Genomic DNA, 21,306 nt, shown 5'->3' on the forward strand with positions numbered 1-21,306 from the left:
ACGCGGTCCTGGGAGGACAGCTGGATGTAGTCGGAGTCGCGGACGAGGCGGACGACGCCGAGGTGGGGGACGACGATGCCCTTGGGCTGGCCCGTCGAACCCGACGTGTAGATGGCGTACGCCAGATGCGAAGGCTGCGTCGAAGTGGGCGGCGCGCGGGGGGGCTGCCGGGCGAGCACCTCCGCTTGCGTGTCCATCGCCACGACGTGGACCCCACTCTCGGAGGAGAGCTTGCCGGAGAGCGCCTGTGTGGTGACGAGGATGGGGGCTCGCGCGTCCCGGAGCATGAACGAGAGGCGATCCACCGGATACGACGTGTCCAGCGGCAGATACGCCCCACCGGCCTTGAGGCACGCGAGCATCGCGACGATGAGTGACGGCGAGCGCTCCAGGTAGATGCCGACCAGCGTATCGGGGACGACACCGAGGCCCTGGAGGTGCCACGCGAGCTGGTTGGCCTGGGTCTCCAACTGCGCGTAGGTGAGCGACTCGTCTCCGAAGCGGACCGCGAGCGCGTGGGGTGTGGCTCGCGCCTGCACGGAGAACAGCTCATGGATGCAGCCGTGCCGGGGGAACTCGGTGGAGGTCTTGTTCCAGTCGAGGAGGACCTTGTTCCGCTCGGGCTCAGTGAGGAGCGGGAGCCCGGTGATGCGGGTGTCCGGCTGCTCCGCCGCGGCGGTGAGCAGCGTCTGGAAGTGCCCCAGCATCCGGTGGATGGTGTCCGGGGTGAAGAGGTCGGTGTTGTACTCGACCGCGCAGTCCAGCCCCTCGGGGCCCTCCACCGTGGCGACGATGAGGTCGAACTTCGACGTGTGTGTCCGCAGCTCCCTCGGCTCCATCGACAAGGCCGACGCGGGCGGCGACTGCTCGGCGCCACTCTGGAGCGCGAACATCACCTGGAAGAGCGGTGAGTAGCTCGGGTCCCGCTCGGGCTGCAGGGCCTCGACGACCTGCTCGAAGGGGACGTCCTGGTGCGCATAGGCTCCTAGCGCGACCTCGCGAACGCGGCGCAGCAGCTCGCGGAAGGATGGCGCACCGGACACGTCGGTGCGCATCACCAGCGAGTTGACGAAGAAGCCGATGAGCCCCTCGAGCTCCGCGCGGTTGCGGTTCGCGATGGGGGTTCCGACGCTGATGTCCGTCTGTCCGCTGTAGCGGCGCAGGAGCACCTGGAAGCCCGCGAGCAGCGTCATGAAGAGGGTGGTGCCCTCCTTCCGGCTCAGCCGCTTGAGCGAGTCGAGCAACGACAGTGGCAGGGTGCGTCTCGCGACCGCGCCCCGGAACGTCTGGATGGCGGGACGCGGAAAGTCCGTCGGCAGCGGCAGGAACGGCGGCGCACCCGCGAGCTGCTCCTTCCAGTAGGCGAGCTGGGCATCGAGCCGCTCGCCCTGGAGCCACTGGCGCTGCCACACCGCGAAGTCCGCGTACTGGATGGGGAGCGCGGACAGGGGCGAGGGCTCGTCGCGGGTGGACGCGGTGTAGAGCGCGCTCAGCTCGCGGAAGAGCACCTCCATGGACCAACCATCCGAGACGATGTGGTGCATCGTCAGCAGCAGGATGTGCTTCCTGTCGTCCGCGCGAAGCAGGGCGGCTCGAATCAGCGGTCCCTGGCTCAGGTCGAACGGCAGGCGTGCCGCTTCCTCGGAGAGCTGCGTGAGTCGCTCCTCACGCTCGTCGACGGGCACCTGCCGCAGGTCCACACACGTCAATGGCAGCGCGAGAGTCGGCGCGATGAGCTGGAAGGGTTGGCCGTCGTGGAGGGCGAAGGAGGTGCGGAGGGACTCGTGACGCGCCATGAGGGCGTCGAGAGCGCGCTGGAGGGAGGGGAGGGAGAGCTCGCCGGAGAGGTGGATGGCGAGAGGGACGTTGTAGGCGGCGCTGCCAGGCTGGAGCTGGTCGATGAGCCAGAGGCGCTGCTGGGCGAAGGAGAGGGGGAGGCGAGAGTCCCTGGGGGAAGGGAGGATGGGGGACTGGGCGCCGGAGAGGGAGACGGCGAGGACGCGAGCGAGGGAGGAGACAGTGGGGTTGGCGAAGAGGTCGCGGAGAGGAAGCTCGAGGCGGAGGGTTTCGCGGACGCGGGAGACGAGCTGGGTGGCGAGGAGGGAGTGGCCGCCCAGGTCGAAGAAGTTGTCGTCGACGCCGACGCGGGGAAGCGAGAGGAGCTGAGCCCAGAGGTTGGCGAGGAGCTCTTCGAGAGGGGAGCGAGGCGCGACGTAGGAGTCGGAGGCGTCGGCCACTCCGTCCGGAGAGGGAAGGGCCTTCCTGTCGACCTTGCCGTTGGGAGAGAGGGGCAAGGAGGGGAGGGAGACGAAGACGGAGGGAAGCATGTACTCCGGGAGGGAGCGCTTGAGGAAGTCGCGCAGCTCGGCGGAGGAGGGAGGGGAGGAAGAGGAGAAGTAGGCGACGAGACGACGGTTGCCGGGAGCGTCCTCCCGGGCGAGGACGACGCAGTCGTTGAGGGAGGGGTGGCGAAGCAGGGCGGCTTCGATTTCGCCCAGCTCGATGCGGAAGCCACGAATCTTCACCTGGAAGTCGGAGCGGCCGAGGAACTCGATGGAGCCGTCAGGAGGGAGGAGACGGACGAGGTCTCCGGTTTTGTAGAGGCGAGCCTGGGGCTTGAAGGGGTGGGCGACGAAGCGCTCGGCGGTGAGGCCTGGCTGGTGGAGGTAGCCACGGGCGAGGCCGTCACCGCCGACGTAGAGCTCGCCGGGGACACCGACGGGGACAGGCTGCAGGGCACCGTCGAGGACGAAGGCGGTGGAGTTGGCGAGAGGCCTGCCGATGGGGACGGTGTGGCCGGGCGCGGGCGCCTGAGAGATGAGGTGCCAGGTGCTGAAGGTGGTGTTCTCGGTGGGCCCGTAGACGTGAAGCAGACGGGAGGGAGGGCCGTGGAGGAGGACGGCGCGGACGACGTCAGGGTCGACCAACTCACCGCCGAAGAGGACGGAGGAGAGGGAGGAGAAGGCGTCGGGCGCGTGGTGGGCGAGCTGGTTGAAGAGGGCGGTGGTGAGGAAGAGGGTGGAGACCTTCTCACCGCGCAGGTGCTGGACGAAGAGAGGCGGGGAGAGGGAGACGTCGCGAGGGACGCCGACGAGGAGCGCGCCGTTGAGGAGGGCGCCCCAGATTTCAAAGGTGGCGGCGTCGAAGGAGGCGTTGGAGACCTGGGCGACGCGGTCCTGGGAGGACAGCTGGATGTAGTCGGAGTCGCGGACGAGGCGGACGACGCCGAGGTGGGGGACGACGATGCCCTTGGGCTGGCCCGTCGAACCCGACGTGTAGATGGCGTACGCCAGATTCGAGGGCGTCGTGAGCGTCGAGGGCGCGCGCGTGGGCAGCTTCACGAGCGTCGGCGCGAGCTCCTCCAGGCCGAGCACGCGGACTCCCTCGGGCGCTTGAATCGCTCCCGCGAGCGCGCGTGAGGTCAGCAGGATGGGCGCGCGAGAGTCCCGCAACATGAGCGAGAGGCGCTCCGCCGGATACGACGTGTCCAGCGGCAGGTATGCCCCGCCGGCCTTGAGGCACGCGAGCATCGCGACGATGAGCGACGGCGAGCGCTCCAGGTAGATGCCGACCAGCGTATCGGGGACGACTCCGAGACCCTGGAGGTGCCACGCGAGCTGATTGGCCTGGGCCTCCAACTGCGCGTAGGTGAGCGACTCGTCTCCAAATCGAACCGCGACGGCGTCCGGCGAGGCATAGGCCTGGGCGGAGAACAGCTCATGGATGCAATGCTGGCGCGGGAAGTCGGTGGACGTGTGGTTCCAGTCGACCACGAGCTGCTGCCGCTCCGCCTCCGTGAGCATCGGCAGCTGGGTGATGCAGGTGTCGGGCTGCGTCGCGGCGGCGCTGAGCAGGGTCCGGAAGTGCCCCAGCATCCGCTCGATGGTGACCGCGTCGAACAGGTCGGTGTCGTACTCCAGCTCTCCCGTGAGACCCGACGGCGTCTCCTCCAACGCCATCAACAGGTCGAACTTCGACGTGCCCGTCTCCACCGGCAGCGTGGTGAGCGTGAGCCCATCGAGTGACGCGGACGCGGTGGCGGACTCCTGCAGCGAGAACATCACCTGGAACAGCGGGTTCTGGCCCAGGTTGCGCTCGGGGTGGAGCGCTTCGACCACGTGCTCGAAGGGCAGCTCCTGGTGCCCGTAGGCGCCGAGCGAGACCTCGCGCACGCGCTGGACGAGCTGTCGGAAGGTCGGCGCGCCGGACAGGTCCGTGCGGAGCACGAGCGTGTTGACGAAGAAGCCGATGAGCCCCTCGAGCTCCGGACGGTTGCGGTTGGCGATGGGCGTCCCCACGCAGACGTCCGTCTGGCCCGCGTAGCGGCTCATCAGGACGTTGAACAGGCCCAGCACCGTCATGAAGAGCGTGGTCCGCTCCTCGCGGCCCAGCATCTTGAGCGCGTTCACCTCCTCCAGCGGAATGGAGAGCCGCGCCGCCCGGCCCTGGTGGCGCTTCACCGGCAGGCGCGGGCGGTCCGTGGGCAGCGTCAGCAGCGGCGGCGCTCCGGCGAGCTGCTTCTTCCAGTACTCGAGCTGCTCACGGAAGGCGTCACTCCGGAGCCACTCGTTGTGCCAGAGCGCGAAGTCCGCGTACTGGAGCTTGAGGGGCGGAAGGGTGGGCTCGGTGTCCAGCCGGAGGGCGCTGTAGAGCGCCCCCAGCTCGAAGAAGAAGACGGACATCGACCAGCCGTCCGAGACGATGTGATGCATCGCCAGGAGCAGGACGTGGTCCTCGGGGGCCGCGCGCAGCAGGGTGGCTCGGACGAGCGGGGCCAGGCTCAGGTCGAACGGCTTGCGAGACTCCTCCGTCGCGAGGTCCCGGATGCGCTGCTCGCGCTCCACTTCGGACAGGCCGCCGAGGTCGACGACCTGGAGGTCCAGGGACAGCTCCTCCGCGATGAGCTGGAGGGGCTCGTCCTTCTGGACGGTGAAGCAGGTGCGCAGCGACTCGTGGCGGCGCAGCAGTTGGTTCAGGGCCGCGCGCAGGGCGCGTTCATCCAGCGGCCCCTGGAGGCGCACGAAGACCGGCACGTTGTACTGCGCCTGGCCCGGCTCCAGGCGGTCGAGGAACCAGAGCCGACGCTGCGCGGAGGACAGCGCGACCTGATTGCCGCGCGAGGTGTTCGGCGTGATGGCCTGCTGCGCGGGCGCGTCCTTCTTGAGCGCGGCGAGTGACGCCCGGGCCTTGGCGTTCAGGATGCGGTCCGAAAACTTGCTCATGGATGAAGGTCTCGTTCTTCGAAGAGAGGCGCGGCGCTCAGTCGAGGGCCGCTTCGTCGGGCTGGGACGACAGGGAGAGGACCAGCTCCGCGGTGCGGAGCAGCTCCTCCCGGTCCGCCGGGGGACTCAGGAGGGCCTCCGAGAAGGTCGCGACCGTCGGATTCCCGAAGAGGACTCGCAGCGGGACGGTGACCTGGAGGATCTCCTGGACCAGGGAGATGAAGCGCGTGGCGAGCAGGGAGTGGCCGCCCAGCGTGAAGAAGTCATCGTGCGCGCCGAGGCGGGAGACGTTGAGGATCTCCGCCATCAGCTCCGCCACGACCTTCTCCACCGGAGAGCCGGGCTCGACGAAGTCATCGGTCCGCGAGCCCTCCGCGTCGGGCGACGGGAGCGCCTTCTTGTCGACCTTGCCGTTGGGGGACAGCGGCAGGGCCGCGAGACAGACGAAGGCGGATGGGAGCATGTACTCCGGCAGCGAGCGCTTGAGGCTCTCGCGCAGGTCCGTGCTGGAGGGCGGCTGCGTGGAGGTGAAGTAGGCGACGAGCCTCCGGTCTCCCGGCACGTCCTCGCGGACGATGACGACGCACGCGTCGACCGAGGGCTGCGTGAGCAGGGCGGCTTCGATTTCACCCAGCTCGATGCGGAAGCCACGGAGCTTCACCTGGTGGTCGCGTCGGCCGACGAACTCCAGATGGCCATCCGGCAACCGGCGCACGATGTCGCCCGACCTGTAGAGCCGGCCTCCGGTCGCGAAGGGGTTCGGGATGAAGCGCTGCGCGGTCAGCTCGGGCTGGCGGAGGTAGCCGCGCGCCAGGCCTTCGCCCCCCAGGTACAGCTCACCCGGGACACCGACGGGCACGGGCTGGAGCGCCTCGTCGAGCACGTAGGCGGTGGAGTTGGAGAGCGGGATGCCGATGGGCACCGAGTGCACGGGCAGGGGCGACCGCGGGACGAGGTGCCACGTGCTGAAGGTGGTGTTCTCCGTGGGCCCGTAGACGTGGAGCAGGCGGGAGGGGGGACCGCCGAGGAGGACCGAGCGGACCGCGCCGGCGTCGACGTTCTCACCACCAAAGAGCACGGTGGACAGCGTGGAGAAGGCGCCCGGGACCTGGTTGGCGAGCTGGTTGAACAGCGCGGTCGTGATGAAGAGGACGGAGACCTTCTCGTTGCGCAGGTACTCGGCGAAGAGCGAAGGCGAGAGCGAGACGTCGCGAGGGACACCAATGAGGGCTCCGCCGTTGAGGAGGGCACCCCAGATCTCGAAGGTGGCGGCGTCGAAGGAGGCGTTGGAGACCTGGGCGACGCGGTCCTGGGAGGACAGCTGGATGTACTCGGAGCCGCGGACGAGGCGTACGACGCCGAGGTGGGGGACGACGATGCCCTTGGGCTGGCCCGTCGAGCCCGACGTGTAGATGGCGTACGCGAGGTTCGACGGCGAAGTGTTCGTCGTGGGGGCCGTCGTGGGCTGCCGCGAGATGGTGCGCTCGTCGGAGTCGAGATCGATGACGTGCAGGCCATCGGGGACCGGGAACTTCCCGGAGAGGGCCTCGGTGGTGACGAGCAGCGGCGCCCGCGCGTCCTGGAGCATGAAGGCGAGGCGCTCGGGGGGATAGGACGTGTCCAGGGGCAGATAGGCACTTCCCGCCTTGAGGCACGCGAGCATCGCGGTGATGAGCGTGGGGGAGCGCTCCAGGTAGAGGCCGACGAGCGTGTCCGGACGGACGCCGAAGGACTGGAGGTGCCAGGCGAGCTGGTTGGCGCGCGCCTCCAGCTGGGCGTAGGTGAGGACCTCGTCACCGAAGTGGAGCGCGATGGCCTCCGGCGTGGCCCGGGCCTGCTCGGAGAAGAGCTGGTGGATGGACTGGAGCCGGGGGAAGTCGGTGGAGGTGGCGTTCCAGTCGACGAGGAGCTGCTGGCGCTCGGCGTCGGTGAGGAGCGGGAGCGCGGTGATGGAGACGCCCGGGTGTTGAGCGGCGGAGGCGAGCAGGGTCTGGAAGTGGCCCAGCATGCGCTCGATGGTGGACGCGTCGAACAGGTCCGTGTCGTACTCGAACTCGCCGACGATGCCGGTGGGGGTCTCTTCCAGCGCCATCAGCATGTCGAACTTGGCGGCGCCCGTCTGGACCTCCTCGGGGTGGACCTCGCAGCCGCGAATCGACAGCGGGGTCGTGGAGATGCTCTGGAGGTTGAACATCACCTGGAAGAGCGGCGTGTAGCGCGGGTCTCGCTGGGGCTGGAGCGCCTCGACGACCTGCTCGAAGGGGACATCCGGGTGCGCGTACGCATCCAGCGCCACCTCGCGCACGCGGCGCAGCAGCTCCTTGAACGACGGCGCGCCGGACAGGTCCGTGCGCATGACCAGCGAGTTGATGCAGTAGCCGATGAGCCCCTCCAGCTCCGCGCGATTGCGGCTGGCGAAGGGGGTGCCGACGCTGATGTCCACCTGCCCGCTGTAGCGGGACAGCAGGGTCTGCCACGCCGCGAGCAGCGTCATGAACAGCGTGGTGCCCTCCTGGCGGCTCAGCTTGCGCAGCGCCTCGACCAGCGGAGCCTCCAGGTTGAACCACCGCGTGGCGCCCCGGTGCCGCTGGGTGGCGGGCCGAGGACGGTCCGTGGGCAGCTCCAGCAGCGCGGGCGCTCCGGCCAGCTGCTTCTTCCAGTAGTCGAGCTGCGTCTGCTGGACCGGGCCCTGCAGCCACTTGCGCTGCCAGTGCGCGAAGTCCGCGTACTGGATGGTCAGCGGCGGGAGGTTCGGCGTCTCGTGGGCGGCGAAGGCCTCGTAGCAGGTCCCGAGCTCCTGGAAGAGGACCGTCAGCGACCATCCATCCGAGATGATGTGGTGCACCGTCAGCAGCAGCAGGTGCTCGGTCTCGCCCAGGCGGACGAGCAGGGTGCGCAGCAGCGGGCCGCGGGCGAGGTCGAACGGGCGCTGGCCCTCGGTCTCGATGAGCTGTCGTGCCCGCGCTTCCCGCTCCTCAGCCGGGACGTGGGTCAGGTCGACGAGGGGGAGGGTGTGCCCGGGGGCGTCCTCGGCCACCTGGACCAGGAGCCGTCCACCCCGGTGCTCGAACGTGGAGCGCAGCGCCTCATGGCGGCGCACGAGCGCATCCAGGCCCTGCTCCAGCACTCGCGGCTGCAGCGGTCCCTTCACGCGGAGCACCATGGGGACGTTGTAGAACGAGCTGCCCGGCTCGAGCTGGTCGACGAGCCACAGGCGCTGCTGCGCGAACGAGGCCTCCAGCTCCTGGTCGCGCGAGATGGGCACGAGTGGGCCCGTCTCCGTGTCCTCCATCGGCGAGGACAAGAGCTGCGCGAGTCCCGCCACCGTGGCGTTCTGGAAGAGGGCTCGAAGCGGCAGCTCCTTCCCGAAGTTCGCGCGGATGCGGGAGAGCAGCTGCGTGGCGAGCAGGGAGTGTCCGCCCAGGTCGAAGAAGTTGTCCTCGACGCCGACACGAGGGACCGAGAGCAGGTGGGCCCAGAGGTTGGCGAGCAGCTCCTCGATGGGCGTGCGCGGCGAGACGTAGCTGTCGGTGGGCGCGCAGACTCCGTCGGGTGAGGGGAGCGCCTTCCGGTCGACCTTGCCGTTGAGTGTGAGGGGCAGGCTCGGCAGGTGGACGAAGGCGGACGGAACCATGTACTCCGGCAGCGAGCCCTTGAGCCTCTCGCGAAGCTCCGTGACGGCTGGGGCCCGCGACGACGTGAAGTAGGCGACGAGCCGCCGGTCTCCGGGGCTGTCCTCGCGCGCCAGGACAGCGCACTCGTCGATGTCCGGGTACCGCGTGAGCGCGACCTCGATTTCGCCCAGCTCGATGCGGAAGCCGCGAATCTTCACCTGGTGGTCGCGTCGACCGACGAACTCCAGGTGGCCATCCGGCAGCCAGCGCACGAGGTCGCCCGACTTGTAGAGCCGGGCCTGGGGCTCGAAGGGATGGGCGACGAAGCGCTCCGCGGTGAGCGCGGGCTGGTGGAGGTAGCCGCGCGCCAGGCCCTCGCCGCCCAGGTACAGCTCACCCGGGACACCGATGGGCACGGGCTGGAGCGCCTCGTCGAGCACGTAGACGGTGGAGTTGGAGAGCGGGATGCCGATGGGCACCGCGTGGCCCGGCGGAGGTGCGCGCGAGATGAGGTGCCACGTGCTGAAGGTGGTGTTCTCCGTGGGCCCGTAGACGTTGATGAGCCGCTGGGGCGGCCCGCCGAGGAGGGCGGAGCGCACGGCCCCCGTGTCCGCGATCTCCCCGCCGAAGAGGACGGTGGACACCGTGGCGAAGGCGTCGGGGACCTGGTGGACGATCTGCGCGAAGAGGGCGCTGGTGATGAAGAGGGCGGAGATGCGCTCGCGACGCAGGTACTCGGCGAAGAGCGAAGGCGAGAGAGAGACGTCGCGGGGGACGCCGATGAGCGCGCCGCCGTTGAGGAGGGCGCCCCAGATCTCGAAGGTGGCGGCGTCGAAGGAGGCGTTGGAGATCTGCGCGATGCGGTCGGCCGCGGAGAGCTGGACGAAGTTGGAGTCGCGCACGAGGCGCACGACGCCGAGGTGGGGGATGACGATGCCCTTGGGCTGGCCCGTCGAGCCCGACGTGTAGATGGCGTACGCGAGGTTCGACGGAGCCGTCTCCGTCGCGGGGGCCCGCGTGGGCTGCCGCGAGATGGCGCGCTCGTCCGAGTCGAGCTCGATGACGTGCACGCCGCTCGGGACGGGGAGGTTGGCGGAGAGGGCCTCGGTGGTGACGAGCAGCGGCGCCCGCGCGTCCTGGAGCATGAAGGCGAGGCGCTCGGGGGGATAGGACGTGTCCAGGGGCAGATAGGCACTTCCCGCCTTGAGGCACGCGAGCATCGCGGTGATGAGCGTGGGGGAGCGCTCCAGGTAGAGGCCGACGAGCGTGTCCGGACGGACGCCGAAGGACTGGAGGTGCCAGGCGAGTTGGTTGGCGCGCGCTTCCAGCTGGGCGTAGGTGAGGACCTCTTCACCGAAGTGGAGCGCGATGGCCTCCGGCGTGGCCCGGGCCTGCTCGGAGAAGAGCTGGTGGATGGGCTGGTGCCGGGGGAAGTCGGTGGAGGTGGTGTTCCAGTCGACGAGGAGCTGCTGGCGCTCGGCGTCGGTGAGGAGCGGGAGCGTGGTGATGGAGGTGTCGGGGGCGCGGACGGCGGAGGCGAGCAGGGCCTGGTAGTGGCCCAGCATGCGCTCGATGGTGGTCGCGTCGTACAGGTCCGTGTCGTACTCGAGCGCCAGGTCCAGCTCCGACCCGTCCTGCTCGGTCGTGAGGATGAGCTCGAACTTGGCCGTGCCCGTGCCCAGCTCCTCGAACGACATGCTCAGCTCGTCGAACGTGGGCGGCTGGAGCGGCGCGTTGTGCAGCGCGAACATCACCTGGAACAGCGGATGCTGATCCAACCGGCGCTCCGGGCTCACCGCCTCGACGATGCGCTCGAAGGGGATGTCCTGGTGCGCGTAGGCCTCCAGCGCGGCGTCTCGCACCCGGCGCAGCAGCGCGCGGAACGAGGGCGCGTCCGACAGGTCCGTGCGCAGGACGAGCGAGTTGACGAAGAAGCCGACCAGCCCCTCGATCTCCGCGCGGTGCCGGTTCGCGATGGGCGTGCCGACGTTGATGTCCACCTGTCCGCTGTAGCGCCGCAGCAGGATGTTCCAGGTGGCCAGCAGCGTCATGAACAGGGTGACGCCCTCACGACGGCACAGGGCGTCGAGCTGTGCGACCAGCGCCGTGCTCACCCGGGCCCGCTGGATGGCGGAGCGGTGGTGCGTCGCCGAGGCACGCGGGCGGTCCGTGGGCATCACCAGCTCGCCCGACGACGAGCCGAGCTGCTGCTTCCAGTACGCCAGCCCCCGCTCCAGCGTCTCTCCCTGGAGCCACTGCCGCTGCCACAGGGCGTAGTCCGCGTACTGGAGCGTCAGCTCCTCCAGCGGTGACTCCATCCCATCCCGGAAGGCCGCGTACAGCCGGCCCAGCTCCTGGACGACCACGCCCATGGACCAACCGTCGGAGACGATGTGGTGCAGGGTCAGCAGCAGCAGGTGGTCCTCCTCGCCCGCGCGGATGAGCACCTGACGCAGCAGCGGGCCGCGCTCCAGGTCGAACGGCGTCCGGATGTTCGCGTCCAGCGTCTCCTGGCGCCGCTGCTCCTGCTCGGACTCGGGCAGCCCGCCCAGGTCCACCACGGGCAGGGGCCGAGGCTCGAACGCGTGGATGACCTGGACCAGCGCCTCGTCGACCTCGCGGAAGGTGGTGCGCAGCGCCTCGTGGCGTCGCGCCAGCGCCTGCAGGCTCTTCTCCAGCGCGGGGACGTCCAACCGCCCCTTCAGCTCCAGGGCGAACGGCGTGTTGTAGGAGACCCCCGTCGGGTCCATCCGCTGCGTGAACCACAGCCGTGCTTGCGCGGAGGACGCGGGGACGGTGTCGCCCCGGGCCGCCGCGCGCACGGGGGGAATGCTCACGCCCCGCCGCGTCCTCAGCTCCTGGGTGACCTTCTCCGCGAGCCCGCGGAGCGTGGGCGTCTCGAACAGCGCGTGCAGGGGCAACTCCACGCCGAAGGCCCGGCCCACGCGCGAGATGACCTGCGTGGCGAGCAGCGAGTGGCCGCCCAGCTCGAAGAAGCTGTCGTGCAGTCCGAAGGCGTTGCCTCCGAGCACCTCCGCCCAGATGCCGGCCAGCAGCTCCTCCACCGGCGTCCGCGCCGCCTCCGCTTCGACCTGCCGCGCGAGGGTCGCCTGGCTGGGGGCGGGGAGCGCCTTGCGGTCCACCTTGCCGTTGGGCGTGCGCGGCAGGACCTCCAGACTGAGGATGGCCGAGGGGACCATGTACTCGGGCACCCGCTGCTTGAGGTGCTCCTGGAGCAGCGGCACCAGCTGCCGCGTCAGCGCAGCCTGCAGCGGCTGGTTCGTGTACGCGCGCCACGGCTTCGCCACGAAGGCCCGCTCGGTGGACGGCGTGAGCCGCGGCGCCACCGCGCCTTGCCGCAGGAGCCGCAGCTCGAAGGCGCCGTCCTCCTCGCCGCCGGACCAGTGCAGGCTGACGGCGTAGGGGAGCTCCGCCTCCAGGGCCCAGAGCTCCTCCGGGTTGACGCAGTCGGGCTCGGGCTGGCTGCGCAGCTCGGCGCGCAGCTCTCCCACCGTCGAGGGCCGCTCGTCGCGCTCCAGGATTTCGCGGGCCCGCCGCACCTCCGTGAGGCGCGCGTTGGGGATGCGCGTCACCGCGAGCTGCTCGGGCCGCTCCGTCTCGAGCCTCCGACGCAGCTTCGCCATGCTGAGCCCGTCGCGCTTCCAGTCCAGCACCGTGCCCGCGTACGGGTCCACGGCCTCGGCCGCGTCGCCGACGTGCAGCACGACGTCATAGCGGAAGCACGTCAGCTCGTTGTGGTGCTGGCCGCGCTTGGGCCACAGGTCCACCCGCTGGATGCGGGGCAGGTGGGCGCGCAGCGCGAGGAAGAACGCCGGGTCCACCACCAGCTCGTTGTCCAGCGACACGCGCCGGCGGACGGCCTGGGACAGCTGCTCCAGCGGCAGCGTGTCCCGCGCCCGGAACAGCTCCACGGAGAGCGCGAAGGACTCCAGCAGCGACAGGCTGCGCACGTCGCCCACGAAGACGCGGCCCCGCTCGCCCACCGTGGCCACCGCGCCCTCGAGCACCTTCACCAGGTAGGCCACCGTGGGGAAGTGCTGGAGCACGGAGTTGATGACCACCGTGTCGTGCGAGCCGGGCTCGATGCCCGTGAAGTCCTCGGCGCCCCGGTGCAGGAGCGCCACCGAGCCGAGCTTCGGCGACATCTTGTCCACGAAGCGCCGCAGGCCCTTGAGCGCGCCCTGCGCGAAGTCCGCGCCGGTGAAGTGCTCGCAGTGCGGCGCGATTCGCACCAGCAACAGGCCCGTGCCGCAGCCAATCTCCAGCACCCGCCGGGGCTTCAGGTCCAGGATGCGCTGGACCGAGTGGTCCACGAACTCGCGCATCTCCTCGGCCGTGATGGGCTGGCCCGTGTAGCTGCTGTTCCAGCTCGCGGTGTTGAACTCGCCGTCCTCCTCGTCGGCGGCGCGGTGGTAGGCGTCGTCGTAGAGCGTCTGCCACTGGGAGATCTGCTCGTCGTTGAGCTCCTGCTCGTCGATGGCGTCACCCCACGCCTCGCCCGGGGGCGAGGGCACCACGTAGGCCACCAGCCGGGGCTGCCCCGGCGAGTCCTCGCGCGCCACCGCCACCGCGTCGCGCACCGCGGGGTGCTCCATCAGGTGCGCCTCCAGCTCCCCCAGCTCGATGCGGAAGCCGCGCACCTTCACCTGGTGGTCGACGCGCCCGAGGAAGCGCAGCTGCCCGTCCAGCGACTGGCTGGCCAGGTCCCCGGTGCGGTACAGGCGCGCGCCCGGCTCGCCGCTGAACGCGTCCGGCACGAAGCGCTCGGCGGTCAGCTCCGGTCGGCCCAGGTAGCCGTGCGCCAGGCCATCGCCGCCGATGTAGAGCTCACCCGGCACGCCCACGGGCACGGGGCGTCCGTTCGCGTCCAGCAGGTACACCCGCGTGTTGGCGATGGGCCGACCGATGGGGATGCCCAGGTGCGCGCCGGGCGTGGGGGCGCCGGGCGGCAGCGCGAAGAGCGTGGAGGTGATGGTGGCCTCGGTGGGGCCATAGGCGTTGAACCACCCGAGCCGCTCCCCCGTGAGCGCGCGCCACGCGGCGAGCTGCTCCGGCGCCGCGCGCTCTCCGCCCACGATGACCAGCCGCACGTCCGGCGGAGGCTGGGCCTGTCGGAGCGTCGCGTCGGTGACCCACTCGTGCCAGTACGCCGTGGGCACGTTCAGCACGGTGAGCCGCTCGTGCTCCACCATGCGCAGGAACTCGGCGACGGACGGCAGGCGCTCGAAGGGCAGCAGCACCAGCGTGGCGCCCGTGGCCAGCGTGGGGAAGATCTCCTCCAGCGAGATGTCGAAGCTGATGGACGTGCACTGGAGGATGCGGTCCGCCGCCGTGAGCTGGTACGTCCCCTGGAGCGAGGTGACGTGGTTGACCAGCCCCCGGTGCGACAGCAGCACGCCCTTGGGCTTGCCCGTCGAGCCGGAGGTGTAGATGACGTACGCCGGCTGCTCGGACGTCATGCGCACCAGGGGAGGCTCGGCGCTGAGCGCGTCCAGCGCCTCCAGCACCAGCACGGGCACGTCCTGGGACGGCAGCCGCTCCACGAGCCGCTCCTGCGTCACCAGCAGCGCGGCGTCCGAGTCGCGCAGCATGTAGCGCAGCCGCTCCCGGGGATACGTCGGGTCCAGCGGCAGGTACGCGCCGCCGGCCTTCAGGATGCCGAGCAGCCCGACGAGCATCTCCAGCGAGCGCTCCACGCAGATGCCCGCGAGCCGCCCCGGCCCCAGGCCCCGCGCCCTCAACGCGTGGGCCATCTGGTTCGAGCGGCGCTCCAGCTCGCCATACGTGAGGCGCCCGTCGCCATGCGTGACGGCCACCGCGTCGGGCCGCTGGCGGGCCTGCTCGGCGATGAGCTCGTGGATGAGCCGCTCGCGCGGGTAGGCCGCCGTCGTCTCGTTCCACGTCCGGAGCGTCCGCTCCAGCTCCTCCGCGGACAACAGCGACAGCTCACCCAGCCGCGTCTCCGGCGCCTGCACCGCGTGTCGCAGCACGTTGAGCAGGTGGCCCTGCAGCCCGCGCACGGTGTCCGCGTGGAACAGGTCCGCGTTGTAGGTGAAGGCCAGCTCCAGCCCCGCCGGTCCAGGCGTCACCGTCAGCGACAGGTCATACCGCGCGAAGCGCTTCTCCAGCGGGAGCTGCCGCATGCTCACGCCCGGCGTCTCGAACGACGGGGGCGGGGCGGACTCCAGCTCCAGCGTCACCTGGAAGTAGGGCGTGTAGACCAGGCTGCGCTCCACCTGGAGCGTCTCCACCAGGTGCTCGAACGGCACGGCCGCGTGCGCGAGCGCCCACTGGTGCGTCCGGCGCGCCTGGGACACCTGCTCGCGGAACGACGTGGCGGCGCGCGGATGCCCCCGCAGCACGAGCATGTTCCCGAACCAGCCCAGCACGCCGCGCTCGGACGGCTCACGCAGGCTCGACGGCGTGCCGATGCACAGGTCCTCCTGCCCGGTGTAGCGATACAGCACCGCCTGGAGCGCCGCGAGCAGTACGTCGAAGAGGTCCGCGCCCTCCGCCCGGGCGAGCGCCTCCAGCCGGCGCGTCAGCTCCAGCGGCACGCCCTGGCGCCCGGTCGCGCTGTTGTACGTCTGCACCGTCGGCCGCGCCTGGTCCGTGGGGAGCGCGAGCACCTGGGGCGCGCCGTCCAGCGCCACGCGCCATGCCTCCACCTGCTGCTTCGCCTCCGCCGAGCGCAGCCACTGCTGCTGCCGCTCGGCGACCTCCACGTACGGCCCCGCCACGTCGTCGCGCCCGCTGAGCACCGCCGCCAGCGACTCCACCAGCACGGGCACCGAGCCCGCGTCGCAGACCATCTGGTGGAATGACAAAAGCAACAGGTGCGCCGCCGCGTCCCGCTTCACCAGCGTCGCGCGGAGCAGCGGCCCGGTCTCCAGGTCGAACGGATGCAGCGCCTCCTCGCTCGCGAGCGCCGCCTCCCGGGCCTCGCGCGCCGCGGGCGGGAGACCCTGGAGGTCCACCTGGCGGAACGCCGGAGGCTGCTCCAGCTGTATCTGTTGCAACGGCTGTCCTTCGTACGCCGTGAATCGCGCGCGCAGGATGTCGTGTCGCAGGGTCAAGGCCGTGAGACGTGGCACCAGCTCGGACGGTTCAACCACTCCGTGAAGTTCCAGCGAGACCAGCTGATTGTGGAAGGGATTGTGGCGCTCCAACTGGTCCAGGAACCAGAAGCGCCGCTGGCCGGATGTGACACAACGGGAATGAGGCCGGCCCGAGGGGGACCGGTGCTGATTGCTGGCGGAAGGCAAGCGAATGCCCCTGTCTGAATTATTCGCGGAGTGGGGACCCACAACGGCGCACGCGCGGCTCGACTCGTTGTCTGTCCATCTCAATCCCGGTGACTGTTGCTTATCGAATTCAAATCTTTTAAGTGGTAATGCGTGGAAGTCAAGAGGGGTCCGTGAAGCACGCCCGGCATGAGGGTGTGTCACACAGGGTCCATGTCCGCGCGGAGCCGAGGGCTCTGGTGGAGTAGGAGAAGCCGTTGGATCTGCGAGTACTGTCGGACGTGTCGCAGCGTGCGCTGCCAGGGGCACCGCCGTGTCTGCTGGCGCTCGGCCCCGAGCGGGAGGGCGTGGACCTGGTCGAGTGGGGACGGGCTCACGCAGAGGCGCTGCGGCACCTGCTCTCACAGCGGCCGGCCATGCTCTTCCGTGGCTTCCGTGTGCCGGGCGTGGAGGCGTTCGAGCGCTTCGCGGAGTGTATCCAGCCGTCCCTGGCCGAGTATCAGGAGCGTTCCACGCCCCGGACGGAAGTCAGTGGAAAGGTGTACACATCCACCGAGTACCCCGCGAACGAAACCATTCCGCAACACAATGAAATGTCGTACGCGTCGGCCTGGCCGATGAAGTTGTTCTTTCACTGCGTACAACCTTCTCTGGAGGGTGGCGCTACACCCATCGCAGACAGCCGGGCCGTCCTGGAATGCCTTTCACCTGAAGTGCGTGAGCGCTTCACCCGGAACCGGGTGATGTATGTGAGAAATTACGGCACGGGCGTTGACCTCCCCTGGCAGAAAGTCTTTCAGACCGAGGACCGGGCCCAGGTGGACGCGTACTGTGAGCGTGTGGGAATGCAGGTGGAGTGGCTGGGCGCAAACCGCTTGCGGACCCGCTCGGTGCGTCCGGCGGTCATGAAGCACCCCCTCACGGGCGAGGATGTCTGGTTCAACCAAGCGCATCTTTTCCACGTATCCAATCTGGGGCCGAAGGTGAGCGCGGCGATGCGGATGGTCTTCGAGGAGGAGGACCTGCCGCGCAACAGCCTGTACGGGGACGGCACGCCCATCCGCGACGCGGACCTGGAGGAGGTGCGCGAGGCGTTCCTGAAGACGACGTTCGCCTTCCCCTGGCAGGCGGGGGACGTGATGCTGCTGGACAACATGCTCGTGACCCATGGCCGGACGCCCTTCGCGGGGGCGCGTCGGGTGGTGGTGGCGATGGGCGAGATGCGCTCCGAGCGCGACAGCTGAGCGGCAGGGGGCTCCCATCTTCGCGGTCCTGAGACATCGTGACTTCGCGCTCATCTGGTGTGGCCAGCTGGTCTCCGGGCTCGGGGACTGGCTGCGCAACATGGCGCTCCTGTTCTGGGTCTTCTCCGTCACCGGGGGCGAGTCTCCCGTGGCCACGGCGGCCATCACCGTGGCGACGACGGCGCCCGCGCTCCTTCTGGGGCTGACGGCGGGGACGCTGGCGGACCGGTGGGAGCGGCGCGGCGTCATGGTGTTCTGTGACGCCGCGCGGTGCGTGCTGAGCCTGTTGCAGCTGGTGGCGGTGGCGAAGCAGAGCCTGCCGCTGGCGTACGCGGTGGCCTTCTGCTCCAGCGCGGTGGAGCAGCTGTATGACCCGGCGCGGGTGGCGTTGATCCGCTCCACGGTGCCACGCGAGGACCTGGTGGCGGCCAGCTCGCTCAGGCAGGCCACGACGAGCGCCATCATGATTCTCGGCATGGCGCTGGGCACGGGCATCTACTTCGTGCTGGGGCCGTGGGTGAGCTTCGCGCTCGACTCGGCGTCCTTCCTGGTGGCCATGTGCATCAACCTGGCCATCCGCGCGCGCTGCGTGAGCGTGCCGTCCGCGCAAGGCGCGTCCGTGCTGCGCGAGGCGAAGGAGGGGCTCGCGTACGTCCGCGGCAGCGTGTTCGTGCGCAGCCTGGTGGGGCTGGGCGCGCTGGCGATGGCGGCCTCGGGGCTCATCGAGGTGGTGCAGCTCTACCTGGTGACGCGGGAGCTGGGGCTGCCCGAGGAGCGGCTGGCGTGGCTGGGCACGACATTGGGCGTGTCCATGTTCGCGGGCTTCGCCGTGGCGGGGAGCCTTCACCGGCGGCTCCGGCTGGAGTGGCTGCCGGGGCTGGGGCTGGGCGTGTGTGGCCTGGGCGTGCTGCTGATGGCGGTGGCGCCGACGCTCGCGGTGGCCATGGGCGGCATGGTGTTCATCGGCCTGGGCAACGTGCTGCTCAACGTGGGCCTGGGGCCGCTGATGCAGACGCACGTGGAGCTGGGGCTGCTGGGCCGGGTGATGGGCGTCTTCCGCTCCGTGAGCACCGCGTGCCTGCTGCTGGGCGCGAGCAGCGCGGGCTACCTCATCGACCTGGTGGACACGCGGCGAGTCACGGGGCTGGCGGGCGTCATCCTGATGGTGGCGGCGCTGGTGGCGGGCACCCGACTGGCCCGGGCCGTCACCGCGCTGCGCGCCGCTCCCCGGGTGGAGCCTCCTCGCGCGGCCGTCAGCGTGGAGTGAGCGGACGCGTGGAGGCCCTCGTCGACAGGCGCGGTGCAAGCGTGGGCCGGGCACCAGGCTGGCTCGTCCTCCTGCTGCTGGCGTGGGGGCCGTCCGTCCTCGCGCAGGTGCCCACGGTGGAGGTGGAGGGGCGCCGCCTCCAGGCGAGCCGGGTGGACAAGGGGCCCTCGCTGGACGGCGTGCTGGATGACGACGCGTGGAGGCAGGCCGCCTTCACCAGCGACTTCCTCCAGAAGGAGCCCGTGCAGGGCCTGCCCGCCACGGTGAAGACCGAGGTCGCCTTCGTGTACGACGCGGACGCGCTCTACGTGGGCGCGCGCATGTCCAGCCTGGGCCCGGAGGACATCGAGACGGTGATGACCCGGCGGGACGAGAGCGGCTCGGCCGAGCGGCTCATCATCTCCCTGGACACGTACCGCGACAGGCGCACGGCCTACAGCTTCGCCGTCACCGCGGCCGGGGTGCGGGTGGACTGGTACCACCCGGATGACCACGAGTACGTCGTCGACCTGTCCTTCAACCCGGTGTGGGAGGCGCGCACCACGCGGACGGCGGACGGGTGGGTGGCGGAGCTGCGCATCCCCTTCTCGCAGCTGCGCTTCGACGCGGCCAACGAGCAGGTGTGGGGCCTCAACATCCAGCGCGTCATCCCGCGCCGCAACGAGGACGACTTCTGGGTGGTGGTGCCGCGCGACATCACCGGCTGGTCCTCGCGCTTCGGCGAGCTGTCGGGCCTGCGCGGCGTGGCGCCCTCGCGTCGCGTCGAGCTGCTTCCGTACGTGACGGGGGACTGGCGCCTGGACTCGGGCGCCAATCCGCGCGAGGGCACGCCGTTCGAGGACCGGCGCGCGTACTCGGCGCGGGTGGGCGTGGACGGCAAGGTGGGGCTGGGCCCCAACCTGAACCTGGACGTGACGGTGAACCCGGACTTCGGGCAGATCGACGCGGACCCGGCCCAGGTCAACCTCACGGACTTCGAGGTGGTGGTGGACGAGCGGCGGCCCTTCTTCACCGAGGGCAGCCAGCTGTTCAACAACAACAACACGAACAACAACGGGCCCGCGTACTTCTACTCGCGGCGCATCGGCGCGGCGCCCCGGCTGCGCGCCAGCGCGGACTACGTGGAGCCCTCGCGGGCGACGCCCATCTGGGGCGCGGCGAAGCTCACCGGGCGCCTGTCGTCGGGGCTGTCGCTGGGCGTGCTCGGGGCGCTCACGGGCGAGGGCCACGCGGACACGTACGACTTCGCGACCCAGGAGCAGGGGCGCGTGAAGGTGGACTCGCGCACGGGCTTCGGCGTGCTGCGCGCGCAGCAGGAGCTGGGCAGGGGCTCGACGGTGGGCGCCACGCTCACCACCGTCCACCGAGACATCGGCGAGGGCGAGGGGCGCACGGGGGAGCTGGCGCGCGAGGCGTACACGGGCGGCGCGGACTTCCGGCTGCGGCTGCGCGACGGCGAGTACATCGTCTCCGGCTTCGCGGGCGGCAGCCTGGTGCGAGGAGACCCGGCGGCCATCGGCCGGCTGCAGCGCTCCAGCGCGCGCTACTTCCAGCGGCCGGACCAGACCTACGTCCGGCTGGACCCGGAGGCGCGCTCGATGTCGGGCTACACCGTGGGCGCGAAGGTGGTGCGCCAGAGCGGTGAGCACTGGTTGTGGAACGGCAGCGTGGGCGTGGAGTCGCCGGGCTTCGAGCTCAACGAGCTGGGCCGGCTGAGCACCACGGACGACGTGGACCTGAACCTGGGGCTGTACTACCGCGAGACGAACCCGGGCACTTTCCTGCGCGGCTACAAGCTGGGCCTCCTGACGTACGGCAACTGGAACCACGGCGGCACGCGCACCGTGAACCAGTTCATGTTCAGCGGGGAGGTGACCTTCCCCAACTTCTGGGAGGCGAGCCTGCTCGTCACCTACTACCCCCGCGCGTTCTCGGACCAGCTCACGCGCGGCGGCCCGCTGATGCAGACGCCCCAGGGGCTGGAGGCGAACGTGCTCCTGAACAACAACGCCTCCGGGACGAACCTGTGGGAGGTGGACGCGCTGGCGTGGACGTACGAGGACGGCAGCGGCGGTGGAACGTTGACGGGCACCGTCACCGTGCAGCCCCTGCGCAACCTGCGCCTGTCGGTGGAGCCCGTGGGCTCGCTCTACACGGAGGCCCGTCAGTACATGGCCACGCTGGAGGGTGGCCGCGAGGAGACGTATGCGCGGCGCTACGTCTTCGGCGCGGTGCGACGCCGCGAGCTGGCGCTGCGCTTCCGCGCCAACCTCTTCATCACCCCGGACCTGAGCCTGGATGCCTACGCGGAGCCGTTCGCGTCCAGCGGTGTCTTCAGCGCGCCCGGCGAGCTGGCCCGCGCGCGCGGGCGTCAGCTGCGCAGGTACGGACAGGACGGCACGTCGCTGTCGCGCGGGGAGGGCGGGGTCTGGGACGTGACGGACGGCGCGAGCGACTTCCAGCTGGCCAACCAGGACTTCAACGTCCGCTCCTTCCGCAGCAACGTGGTGCTGCGCTGGGAGTGGCGCCCGGGCAGCACGCTCTACGCGGTGTGGCAGCAGGACCGCTCCGCGGATTCGCTCGGGGGCAACGCGCTGGCGCCCAAGGCGCTGGGCGACGCGCTGCTGAGCCCGGGGGGACACACCTTCGCGCTCAAGCTGTCGTGGTGGTTCCCCGCGGGCTGAGCTTCACGGT

At 70.3% G+C, this 21,306-nt stretch carries 5 protein-coding genes; 3 read left to right on the forward strand and 2 right to left on the reverse strand.

Going from position 1 to position 21,306, the window contains the following annotated elements; translation table 11 throughout:
* Nucleotides 1–5,222 (reverse strand): non-ribosomal peptide synthetase (locus FL311_RS15115; RefSeq protein ID WP_141325850.1); only part of this gene is annotated, 5,222 nt, incomplete at its 3' end.
* A gap of 37 nt (nt 5,223–5,259) precedes the next feature.
* Nucleotides 5,260–16,410, reverse strand: a complete 11,151-nt coding sequence (locus tag FL311_RS15120; protein ID WP_368668574.1) for an amino acid adenylation domain-containing protein — start codon at nt 16,408–16,410, stop codon at nt 5,260–5,262.
* Between FL311_RS15120 and FL311_RS15125 the strand changes: the two genes are divergently transcribed.
* Genes FL311_RS15125 through FL311_RS15135 form a run of 3 tightly spaced genes read left to right on the forward strand, consistent with a single transcriptional unit; the run spans nt 16,383 to nt 21,296 of the window.
* Nucleotides 16,383–17,345, forward strand: coding sequence for a TauD/TfdA family dioxygenase (locus tag FL311_RS15125; RefSeq protein ID WP_228556885.1), 963 nt, complete (start codon nt 16,383–16,385; stop codon nt 17,343–17,345). The genes FL311_RS15120 and FL311_RS15125 overlap by 28 nt on opposite strands.
* Entirely contained in the window at nt 17,269–18,612 is a 1,344-nt protein-coding gene (locus FL311_RS15130; RefSeq protein WP_141325852.1) for an MFS transporter, read from the forward strand. The genes FL311_RS15125 and FL311_RS15130 overlap by 77 nt, the downstream gene beginning before the upstream one ends.
* A gap of 8 nt (nt 18,613–18,620) precedes the next feature.
* Nucleotides 18,621–21,296 (forward strand): DUF5916 domain-containing protein, encoded by a 2,676-nt coding sequence (locus FL311_RS15135; protein ID WP_141325853.1) that lies wholly within the window; start codon nt 18,621–18,623, stop codon nt 21,294–21,296.
* Nucleotides 21,297–21,306: the final 10 nt, after the last annotated feature.

The organism is Myxococcus sp. AB025B (assembly GCF_006518215.1).
Classification (GTDB): domain Bacteria; phylum Myxococcota; class Myxococcia; order Myxococcales; family Myxococcaceae; genus Myxococcus; species Myxococcus fulvus.

Bases quoted from the DNA above. Each gene is read 5' to 3' on its own strand.
- FL311_RS15130 (WP_141325852.1), top strand. From the start codon at position 17,269: ATGGCCGGACGCCCTTCGCGGGGGCGCGTCGGGTGGTGGTGGCGATGG.